This is a genomic window from Rhizobium sp. K33 (genome assembly GCF_056501445.1).
Window position 1 is genome coordinate 1,936,971 of sequence record NZ_CP096478.1, and the last position, 9,130, is coordinate 1,946,100.

The window sequence follows — 9,130 nt, forward strand, 5'->3', positions numbered from 1 at the left end:
GATCATGAAGACCATCATCTCTGCAGCCCTCATCTCTCTCGCAGCCGGCTCGGCCGCTTTTGCAGCCGTTCAGCCGATCCCGGGCTCGATCACCTATGACAACGCAAACGTCCAGCTGGAAAAGGCACCTGCCGGTTCGACCTTCTTCCACACCTTTGCCAACGGTGACGGCCGTGACGTCCGCGAAGTCTACAAGGTGAACGCCGACAAGTCGGTGACCCTCGTCAACCGCACGATCTCGAACGCTTCCTAATCAACGCGCCTCTTGAAGACGCATCCTTCGGCGGCCGGCTCGGTTCCCCTCTCCCCCTTCCCCCAACCGGGCCGCCGCCAACCCAAATCCTTGAAAGGAACAAGACCATGAAGACCATCATCTCTGCAGCCCTCATCTCCCTCGCAGCCGGCTCGGCCGCTTTTGCAGCCGTTGAACCGATCCCGGGCTCGATCACCTATGACAACGCCAATGTTCAGCTGGAAAAGGCACCTGCCGGTTCGACCTTCTTCCACACCTTTGCCAACGGTGACGGCCGCGACGTTCGCGAGGTCTACAAGGTCAATGCCGACAAGACGGTGACCCTCGTCAACCGCACTGTCTCCAACGCCTCCTAATTCAAGGGTGCGTGATGGGCCTCGGGGCTTCGGCCCCGGGGCCTTTTTTTGTATTCAGGTCCTGATCTGACCTTATTCGGCGTAATCCACCGGGACGGCAAATCCCTGCTTCAACGTCTCCATCGAAATGGAAGCGGACACATCGAAGAGTTCGACGCGTTTGACGAGCCTGCGATAGACGACATCGTAATGTTCGACACGGGGCAAGACGACTTTCAGAATATAGTCGTAATGCCCGGTCAGCCGATGCGCCTCGACGATCTCCGGGATATCGCTGATCGCCCGGCGAAACTCCTCGATCCAGTCATCGGCGTGATGCGCCGTCTTCACCAGCGCGTAGACGGTGGTCGGCACCCCGCTCTTTTCACGATCGAGCACCACGATCCGGCGAGCGATGTAGCCGCTCTCTTCAAGCTTCTGGATGCGTCGGGAGCAGGCTGAGATCGAAAGCGACACCTTCTCGGCTATGTCGGTTACGGGCGTTGCGGCATCCCGCTGAAGGATGTCGAGAATCTTCCTGTCCCTGTCGTCAATCACGCGATCAAATCCCGCTCATACTATACTATGCGCAAAAATTGCGCGTCCAATGACACTAAAGCCGAAATCGAGCTACGGCAACGCCCGAAATCGACGCGCGAAACGCAAACACAGCGCGATCGCTCTGCGCCATTCTTTCCCCATTGAAAACACGAGGGGCAAGACATGCGCACGATTGGTTTGATTGGCGGTATGAGTTTCGAAAGCTCGGGGGTCTATTACCGCCAGATCAACGAGACCGTGCGGGCGAAGCTCGGTGGCCTCGCCTCTGCCGAAGTCATCATGCACTCGGTCAATTTCGAAGAAATTGTCGCCTTGCAGAAGGCAAGTCGCTGGGATCATGCAGCCGACCGTCTGGCACGCGCCGCCGAAGGCCTGGAGCGCGCCGGCGTCGACTGCATCCTCATTTGCACCAACACCATGCATCTGGTGGCCGATGAGGTCGCAGCCCGCGTCGCGATCCCTCTGATCAACATCATCGACGAAACCGCTACCAGCCTGATCAGGAACGGCGCCCGCCGCCCGCTTCTGCTCGCGACACGCTACACCATGGAGCACGGCTTCTACGCAAAGCGCATGGCAAGCCACGGCGTGGACGTCATGGTTCCCGATGCGGATGGTCGCACGGCGACCCATGACATCATTTTCGACGAGCTCTGCGCCGGAAGTGTCAAGGATTGCTCGCGCGACAAGCTGCTCGCCATCATCGAAAAGGCACGTGCAGAGGGCGCCGACAGCGTCATTCTCGGATGCACCGAGATCTGCCTGATTTTGGATCCGGCCAAGCTGCCTCTTCCCGGCTACGACTCGACGACCATTCACGCCGAGGCGGCCGTCGCCTTCGCGCTCGAAGGCATGAGCGGCAGAAAAGCGGCCTGACGCTCAGCGGGTCAGATCGCCTGACCGCAGGCACGGCAGAAGCGGCGCACGGTCTCGGCCATGCCATATTCCAGCGCATCGGCCGTCAACCCGTGGCCGATCGAAACTTCGGCGAGATAGGGAATGCGCTTCACCAGAAGCGACAGGTTTGCGACCGTCAGGTCGTGCCCGGCATTGACGGCAAGGCCTTCCGAACGCGCCGCATCGGCCGTCAACCCGAGCAGTTCGACCTGTCGTGCAGCCTCCTGCGGATCATTGTAGCAACCGCCATAAGGACCGGTATAGAGCTCGACACGCTCGGCACCGGTCGCCTTGGCAAGCGCCATCGCCCCGGCCTTCCCGTCGCCGTCCACGAAAAGCGACACGCGCATGCCCTTCCCCCGCAGGCGCGAGACCACGCCTTTCAGAAAATCCTGATGCCGTTCGAGATCCCAGCCATGATCCGAGGTCGCCTGAGCCGGGTCGTCGGGCACGAGCGTCACCTGCTCCGGCTCGGTTGCTTCGCAAAGCGCCAGAAAGTCCTCGCTCGGATATCCCTCGATATTGAACTCGGCCGCCGGAAACTCGTCGTCGATCAGCGCCCGCAGCACCGGCAGATCACTGAAGCGGATGTGCCGCTGGTCTGGCCGCGGATGCACCGTCAGCCCGCTCGCGCCTGCCTTCAGGGCAATCCGACCGAGATCGGCCACATCAGGCCAGGGAAGGTCCCGGCGGTTGCGAAGCATGGCGATGGCGTTGAGATTGACGGAGAGCTTGGCAGGCATGGCGGCATTGTCCGGCGATGAAGATGGTGCGGCATCCTTACGGCATCGTGGAACCGAAGGCCAACGAGAATCGCAAATGATCTGATGCGCGAAATTGATGCATAGCAACGGCCAACACCCCCTAGACTTTGGGGTATTGACCGGATGGCCGCATCCTTTAGTCAGAGTGCCAATTGTGACGGAACGCACACGGCGCGACATCATCGCGCAGAGGCGTCCACCGAAACGGTTTGGAGCAACCATGTCGACGGCAGCCAGGATCGATGGCGCAGAAGTCTCTGACGCTCTTCAGCGCGTGCTGACGAGCCGGACCTTCGCGCGGTCCGAGCGTTTGCGCTCCTTCCTGAAATTCATCGTCGAGATGGAGCAGCTTGGCCTGTCCCATCAGCTGAAGGGCTACACGATCGGCATCGACGTCTTCAGTCGCGACACCGGATTCGATCCCGGCACGGATCCGCTGGTCCGCGTTCAGGCCGGCAAGCTGCGCAAGCTGTTGCAGCAGTATTATGCATCCGAGGGCCGCGACGAAACCTTGCGGATCAGCATTCCCCTGGGCGGCTACGTGCCGGTCTATGAGCGGATGGCCGAGGACGGGCTGGTGCCAGCAGACGGCAGTGGGCTCGACCTGATCGAAGCGCATTTTTCCGATGGGGCCGACCACTGGACCCTGTCGGGCGCAAAGTCTCTGCCACGCCTCTTCATCCGCAAACCGGCACCGGACGACCAGCTGGCTTCGATCTTCATCAACGCCATGCGCCTGTGGAATTCACGCCTCTGGGCCGTCAGCTTTGCCGGTCCGGAGGAGCGCATCCATTTCGAGGGCGGCGCGCCCCACCCGCTGCAGTTCGAGCTGAAGGCCGAGGGGGTCTCATCGGGGCTTCGCCTGCAACTGCGCCACCTCAGGTCAAACCGCGAAATCCCGCTCTCACCAAGCGTCTTCGAAACCTCGGGCGACAGCCTCGAGATCGGTGCCATTGCCAACCAGTTCGCCGGCGCCAACCTGACCATCCCGGGGTCCATCTATCGCTTCTGCCACAAGAACGAATTGTCGACCGGTCAGATGCAATGCCTCGACGCGACCTATCGCTATACACTCGAGGGCACCGACGCCGCTTACCTTGTCGCGCGGCGCTCCCAGCAGCAATGGGCGGGGCTTGGCTCGAGTGGCGAAATCATCACCGAGATGAGCAAGCTGATCGCACGGTCTTCCCTCCCGCGCTGAGGGCTTAAGCCCACCTCTCGCCGCGTAACGCCGCAACGCCGAAAGTTATTTCACCGATGTCGAATATACTGTAGCCTCGGGGCTGGCGGAGATTCGGAAATCGGGGAGAACGGCAAAACCAGAAAGAGCGGCAAATCATCGGCTTTCGCAGACGCGTCGAAACTGAGCATGGAGGGGACCATGTCGAACGGACTATACCATCTGCAACCGATTACCAGTCCATCAGAGCCTTCCGGAAAGCCTGTATACTTTCCCGAAATCGCCCTGACCCGGACACCACCCAGGGAGCCCGTGGCCATCGCGGATATGGCCGAATTTTTCGGGGTCACCCACAGGACTTTGCATTTCTACGAAGAGAAGGGCCTGATCACCGCGAAGCGGTTTGGCCTCATGCGTGTCTACGGGCGCAGCGAAGTCACCCGCATGGCGCTCATCAATGTCTGCCGCGAAGTCGGCATGTCGGTCTCCGTCATCCAGGATCTGTTCGACACCCTGTCAACCGCGACCTCGCAGAGCGAAGCCAACCTTATGTTCGAAGAGGCTCTGATCGCCCGGCGACGGGAGTTGGCAGCCAACCTCTCCACCGTTCACAGGCAGTTGCAGCAACTCAACATCCTCCTGGAGCCCGAAGAGACTAATCCCGGCCGTGGCCCGCAAAGCAAGGGACCTAGCCTTGACGACATGGAGACACGCTGCCTGCAACTGATGGCAGAAGGCTACACGTCGATGCGGATCGGCCGCACGCTGGAGCTCAAGGCCGACGAGGTCGCGTCCCTTGAGGCGAGCATCGCAGGCAAGCTCGGCGCACAGAACCGGTTTCAGGCCGTGGCCAAGGCCGTTCTCCTGGGCATGGTGGCGAACTGAAGCTCGGACTCAAACCTTGAGCATCGTCAAAAATGGAGGAAGTTTAACGGGACAGTGACGGGCGGCGGCGCTAGGAGCGGATGAGACCCACCTAGACAAGGCCGCCCTCATGCCCACGCTTCTCTCGCGCTATGCCACACCCTTCACGACCGGGCTGTTTCTCGTTTCGTTGATTTCCGGCATCGCGCTCTTCTTTCACTATGGGACGGCCGCCTTCCGCGGAATGCATGAATGGTTGAGCATGGTGCTCATCCTGCCGTTCCTGCTGCATGTCTGGAAAAACTGGCGCCCCTTTCTCGCCTATTTCAAGCGGCTGCCCATGGCGCTGTCGCTCGCGGCCTGTCTGATCGCCGGTCTCGCCTTCGCCTGGCCAGCCATCACCGGGTCTGCGAGCGGTGCAGGCGGCAACCCGGCTTTTGCCATGGTCAATGTCGTGGCCGCCGGAACGCCCAGCCAAGTGGCACCGCTTCTGGGCAAGACGGATGCGGATCTGGTGAGCGCGCTGAGGGAGGCCGGGTTCACGGCCGCCGAGACCGACAAGCCGCTGTCGCAGATCGCGACCGACTCCGGCAAGAACACGATGGAACTGATGGCAACGCTATCGGCCCAGAAGGCGAAATGAGCGGATCGCCGACGCTCACCGCACGATGGTGAGCGTCTCCGCCGCACGGGTGACGGCGGTATAGAGCCAGCGCTCGCGCGTATCTCGGAACGCCCAGCTCTCATCGAACAGCACGACGTCGTTCCACTGCGAGCCTTGAGCCTTGTGCACGGTCAGCGCATAGCCGTAATCGAACTCGTCGTAACGCTTGCGTGTCGACCACGGGATCTCGGTATCGATGTCCTCGAAGGCCGCCTTCAGAAGCTTGATCTTCGCCGCGCCGCGATCCATGTCGTCGTCTTCGGGCTTGATCAGGAGATTGATGCCGGGCTTCACCGTTTCGCGCGACGAGGTCATGACCTGCCAGAGCGAGCCGTTGAGCAGGCCCTTCACCTGATCGTTCCTGAGGCACACCAGCTTGTCGCCGGCCTGCGGATAATCGACGGTAAAGCCCTTCAACTCGCGCAGCCGCATGTTGTAGCGCCGCCTGGTTTTGTTCGTCCCGACGAGCACCTGATCGGCACCTAGCACCAGGTCCTGCGTCACCTCGTTCTTCGAGATCACGCGCGCGGTTGAGCCGTAGTCGCCATACATGATCTCCTTGCCCTCGCGGATATGCATCGCGAGCTGGATGATCGGGTTGTCGCGCGCCTGGCGATGGATCTCGGTGAGCAGATAATCCGGCTCCTGGTCGGTAAAGAAGCCCCCCCCCGAAACTGGCGGCAACTGACCGGGGTCTCCGAGCACAAGGATCGGCGTGCCGAAGCTCATCAGGTCGCGGCCGAGCGCCTCGTCGACCATAGAGCATTCGTCGATGACGATCAGTGCGGCCTTGGCGACCGGGCTCTGGCGGTTGATCGAGAACATCGGAGCAATCGACGTCTTGCCCGTCTCCTCGTCCTCCACCGCCTCCTCGCCGCGCGGGCGGTAGATCAGCGAATGAATGGTCTTGGCGTTGGAGGCACCGCGCGAGCGCAAAACCTGCGCCGCCTTGCCGGTAAAGGCAGCGAACAGCACGTCACCGTCGACATGTTCGGCAAAGTGCTTGGCCAGCGTCGTCTTGCCCGTACCCGCATAGCCGAACAGCCGGAAGACGGGGGATTTTCCCTCCTTCAGCCATTTTGATACGGCCTTGAGGGCCTCGTCTTGCTGGGGCGCGAATTGCATGGCCTAGGTCATGCGCGGATTCGTAGGCCCGATGCAAGGCCAAAGCCGGGAAAATCAGAACAAATCGTGGACATCAAACCCTGAGCGGGTCGTTTGAAAGCTCGATCGGCGCACCATGCGGCGTCGCTTCCGCCGCCCGCTGCCAGCTTTCCCGCAAGGCCTCGACCGTATCTCGATCAGCCAAGCCCTTCCGCTCCAGCAGTCCCGCCAATGCCGCGACCCAGGCGTCGAAATAGTCGGACCCGTCAGTCGCCCGCCCGGGTCGATGCACTTCGGCAGACAGGCTCTCCGCCCATTCGGACCAGCTGAACACATCGCGTGCATGCAGATGTACCGTCATGGCGAAGGCCTGTGCATGCCAGGGTTCGGCGAAGACGGGCGCCCCTTCGGACGAGCGCGGCAGGCCCGGCGATGCCGTAAGATCGGTCACCGTGTCACACGCGCTCAAGATAGCTCTCCCAGGCATCGATCGAGATGGACAGCGTCGGGTCAGCGCCCTCGCCCCAGATCTCGTCTCCGGTGAAGACAACCGTGTAGACCCATTGCGGGTTTTCGCCGCGTCCATGAGCATTATCATCCGGGAAAACGAAGCCGCCTTGGACGGCCTCAACCACACCCGTTTTCGCCCGGGCATAGCGGGGCAGCCGAGTATGGCCGGTCGGATGAAAATTCTTCGTCCGCACCCTGTCGCCGACGGCAAACGTCGGTTCGGTCTCGACGGGACGGTCGCAAGGCCCGCCTCGGGCCAGCACGCCTTCGACCATGTCCGCCTTCAACACGCGCTTCGGCACGCGGCCCGGCTCCAGGTGCCGACCTGTTGCCAGTTCCTCAGGCGTGGCAAAACCATGCCGCTCAAGCAGCATGTCGATACCGCGGATCCAGACCTCGTAATAGCTCGCCGCTAGATAGTTGGCAGGCGGGATGTTTTCGCGCGCATGCCGGCTCTCGTCGATCGACCAGGCGCCGAAAGCGCCGCAGGAGAGCGTGATACCAAGCGCCCGCTTTTCCCAGTCGGCATGAAAGTAAGGTTCGTCCTTTTCCGGCGCGACCGGACCGAAGCCCATCTGCCCGCCGAGATCATGCGCCCCATTCATCGCGACCCCTCCGGCGTAAGCGCCAGACCCGTGCCGATCATCGAATCGCGCGTCACGAGATCGGCGAGCGCCTCTTCGTCCATCTCCTCGGTTCCGGCGGGCCGTAAGGGCACGACGAGATAACGCAGCTCCGCCGTCGAATCCCAGACGCGGATCCGCATCGTCTCGGCCAAGCTCACCCCGAATTCGGCCAGCACGCCGCGCGGATCGATCACCGCCCGCGATCGATAGGCCGGCGCCTTATACCAGAACGGCGGGAGCCCAAGCACCGACCAGGGGTAACAGGAGCACAGTGTGCAAACGACGAGATTGTGCGTCTCCGGCGTGTTGAAGACGGCGCGCATGTGCTCGCCCTGCCGCCCGGTATAACCGAGGCTGGCGATCGCTTCCGTCGCATCCCGCCTCAGCAAGTCGGCGAATGCGGGATCCGCCCAGGCCCTGGCCACGACCCGCGCACCGTTTCTCGGGCCCACCTTCGTCTCGTAGGTCTCGACGATCGCATCGATCGCATCAGGATCGATCAAGCCCTTTTCGGTTAGCAGCGTTTCCAACGCCTTCACCCGCGCCTGCATGTCCGAATACTGGTTGTCGTGGTGGTGATCATGGCCATGGTGATGGTGATGATGATCGTCGTGGTCGTGATGATGGCCGGACATCGGGCAATCCTATTTCAGCATGGGCCAGAGGCTGAGCACGAGCAGCACAGCCATGGTGATATTGAACCATTTGAGCCGGACTGGCACCGCCAGCCACTCCCTGAGCGCCGAGCCGAATCCCGCCCAGGTCGAGACACTGGGTACATTCACAGCCGCAAACACCAGCGCGACGATCGCCACCGTCAGAGCATACTGCTCCGGATCAGGATAGACCGCCATGGCTGTCACCGCCATGACCCAGGCTTTCGGATTGACCCATTGAAAGGCGGCAGCCCCCAGAAACGTCATCGGTCGCGCCTTGGCCTCCCCCTCGCCCATCGAGCGCGACGAACCGATCTTCCAGGCGATCCACAGGAGATAAAGACCGCCGGCGACCTTGAGCGCGATGAAGGCCGGCGGATAGGCATGCAGCACCGCCCCCAGGCCCATACCCACGCCGATCAGAAGGGAGAGGAACCCGGCACCGATGCCGAGCATATGCGGCACCGTCCGCCGGAAGCCGAAATTCACGCCTGATGCAAACAGCATCATGTTGTTCGGCCCCGGCGTGATCGAGGTCGCAAAGGCAAAGAGGACGAGCGCGAAAAGCGTATCGGCCGACATGGATGTTTCTCCCGAATTTTTATGTCAGCCTAGCTGTCCTTTGGATCTATGCCATCCGCATTCTTGTTACGGTGACACGAAGACAACAGCGCTTTGTCCTTGCCTCGCGGGGCCGCCTCGCTATCCTTCGCGCA

At 61.7% G+C, this 9,130-nt stretch carries 13 protein-coding genes; 6 read left to right on the forward strand and 7 right to left on the reverse strand.

Annotated elements, in window-relative coordinates; translation table 11 throughout:
* The first annotated feature begins 4 nt into the window (after nucleotides 1-4).
* A complete protein-coding gene (locus M1E12_RS09655; protein ID WP_136541472.1) occupies nucleotides 5-253 on the forward strand; it encodes a hypothetical protein in 249 nt (82 codons plus the stop codon).
* A 107-nt stretch (nucleotides 254-360) separates the two neighbouring features.
* Nucleotides 361-609: a hypothetical protein gene (locus M1E12_RS09660; protein ID WP_479564542.1), complete on the forward strand. Its 249-nt coding sequence runs from the start codon at nucleotides 361-363 to the stop codon at nucleotides 607-609.
* 72 nt (nucleotides 610-681) lie between these two features.
* On the opposite strand, the gene M1E12_RS09665 is transcribed toward M1E12_RS09660, so the two are convergent.
* Entirely contained in the window at nucleotides 682-1,146 is a 465-nt protein-coding gene (locus M1E12_RS09665; RefSeq protein WP_136541470.1) for an Lrp/AsnC family transcriptional regulator, read from the reverse strand.
* 165 nt (nucleotides 1,147-1,311) lie between these two features.
* Here M1E12_RS09665 and M1E12_RS09670 point away from each other — a divergent pair, with 165 nt between their 5' ends.
* Nucleotides 1,312-2,025: an aspartate/glutamate racemase family protein gene (locus tag M1E12_RS09670; protein ID WP_479564543.1), complete on the forward strand. Its 714-nt coding sequence runs from the start codon at nucleotides 1,312-1,314 to the stop codon at nucleotides 2,023-2,025.
* Between the two features lie 11 nt (nucleotides 2,026-2,036).
* Here M1E12_RS09670 and M1E12_RS09675 read toward each other — a convergent pair whose 3' ends face one another.
* Nucleotides 2,037-2,789, reverse strand: a complete 753-nt coding sequence (locus M1E12_RS09675; RefSeq protein WP_479564544.1) for a pyridoxine 5'-phosphate synthase — start codon at nucleotides 2,787-2,789, stop codon at nucleotides 2,037-2,039.
* Nucleotides 2,790-3,030: 241 nt separating this feature from the next.
* Between M1E12_RS09675 and M1E12_RS09680 the strand changes: the two genes are divergently transcribed.
* The 3 genes from M1E12_RS09680 to M1E12_RS09690 all read left to right on the forward strand — a co-directional run bounded on the left by M1E12_RS09680 (nucleotide 3,031) and on the right by M1E12_RS09690 (nucleotide 5,497).
* A complete protein-coding gene (locus M1E12_RS09680; protein ID WP_479564545.1) occupies nucleotides 3,031-4,011 on the forward strand; it encodes a hypothetical protein in 981 nt (326 codons plus the stop codon).
* A gap of 180 nt (nucleotides 4,012-4,191) precedes the next feature.
* Complete coding sequence (locus M1E12_RS09685) at nucleotides 4,192-4,875, forward strand: MerR family transcriptional regulator (protein ID WP_479564546.1); 684 nt, start codon at nucleotides 4,192-4,194, stop codon at nucleotides 4,873-4,875.
* 109 nt (nucleotides 4,876-4,984) lie between these two features.
* Nucleotides 4,985-5,497: a DUF4405 domain-containing protein gene (locus M1E12_RS09690; RefSeq protein ID WP_479564547.1), complete on the forward strand. Its 513-nt coding sequence runs from the start codon at nucleotides 4,985-4,987 to the stop codon at nucleotides 5,495-5,497.
* 15 nt (nucleotides 5,498-5,512) lie between these two features.
* Here M1E12_RS09690 and M1E12_RS09695 read toward each other — a convergent pair whose 3' ends face one another.
* From M1E12_RS09695 to M1E12_RS09715, 5 genes are all read right to left on the reverse strand, one after another.
* The gene (locus tag M1E12_RS09695) at nucleotides 5,513-6,643 is read right to left on the reverse strand and encodes an ATP-dependent DNA helicase (protein WP_479564548.1); all 1,131 of its coding nucleotides are present in this window, start codon (nucleotides 6,641-6,643) and stop codon (nucleotides 5,513-5,515) included.
* 73 nt (nucleotides 6,644-6,716) lie between these two features.
* Complete coding sequence (locus tag M1E12_RS09700) at nucleotides 6,717-7,091, reverse strand: nitrile hydratase accessory protein (RefSeq protein ID WP_479564549.1); 375 nt, start codon at nucleotides 7,089-7,091, stop codon at nucleotides 6,717-6,719.
* Complete coding sequence (gene nthB / locus M1E12_RS09705; protein WP_479564550.1) at nucleotides 7,078-7,737, reverse strand: nitrile hydratase subunit beta; 660 nt, start codon at nucleotides 7,735-7,737, stop codon at nucleotides 7,078-7,080. Before nthB ends, M1E12_RS09700 begins: the two co-directional genes overlap by 14 nt.
* Nucleotides 7,734-8,393 (reverse strand): nitrile hydratase subunit alpha, encoded by a 660-nt coding sequence (nthA, locus tag M1E12_RS09710; protein ID WP_479564551.1) that lies wholly within the window; start codon nucleotides 8,391-8,393, stop codon nucleotides 7,734-7,736. Before nthA ends, nthB begins: the two co-directional genes overlap by 4 nt.
* Nucleotides 8,394-8,402: 9 nt before the next feature.
* Entirely contained in the window at nucleotides 8,403-8,996 is a 594-nt protein-coding gene (locus M1E12_RS09715) for a LysE family translocator (RefSeq protein WP_479564552.1), read from the reverse strand.
* Between the last annotated feature and the right edge of the window lie 134 nt (nucleotides 8,997-9,130).

Bases quoted from the DNA above. Each gene is read 5' to 3' on its own strand.
- M1E12_RS09655 (WP_136541472.1), top strand. From the start codon at position 5: ATGAAGACCATCATCTCTGCAGCCCTCATCTCTCTCGCAGCCGGCTCG.
- M1E12_RS09660 (WP_479564542.1), top strand. From the start codon at position 361: ATGAAGACCATCATCTCTGCAGCCCTCATCTCCCTCGCAGCCGGCTCG.
- M1E12_RS09670 (WP_479564543.1), top strand. From the start codon at position 1,312: ATGCGCACGATTGGTTTGATTGGCGGTATGAGTTTCGAAAGCTCGGGG.
- M1E12_RS09675 (WP_479564544.1), bottom strand. From the start codon at position 2,789: ATGCCTGCCAAGCTCTCCGTCAATCTCAACGCCATCGCCATGCTTCGC.
- M1E12_RS09680 (WP_479564545.1), top strand. From the start codon at position 3,031: ATGTCGACGGCAGCCAGGATCGATGGCGCAGAAGTCTCTGACGCTCTT.
- M1E12_RS09685 (WP_479564546.1), top strand. From the start codon at position 4,192: ATGTCGAACGGACTATACCATCTGCAACCGATTACCAGTCCATCAGAG.
- M1E12_RS09690 (WP_479564547.1), top strand. From the start codon at position 4,985: ATGCCCACGCTTCTCTCGCGCTATGCCACACCCTTCACGACCGGGCTG.
- M1E12_RS09695 (WP_479564548.1), bottom strand. From the start codon at position 6,643: ATGCAATTCGCGCCCCAGCAAGACGAGGCCCTCAAGGCCGTATCAAAA.
- nthB (WP_479564550.1), bottom strand. From the start codon at position 7,737: ATGAATGGGGCGCATGATCTCGGCGGGCAGATGGGCTTCGGTCCGGTC.
- nthA (WP_479564551.1), bottom strand. From the start codon at position 8,393: ATGTCCGGCCATCATCACGACCACGACGATCATCATCACCATCACCAT.
- M1E12_RS09715 (WP_479564552.1), bottom strand. From the start codon at position 8,996: ATGTCGGCCGATACGCTTTTCGCGCTCGTCCTCTTTGCCTTTGCGACC.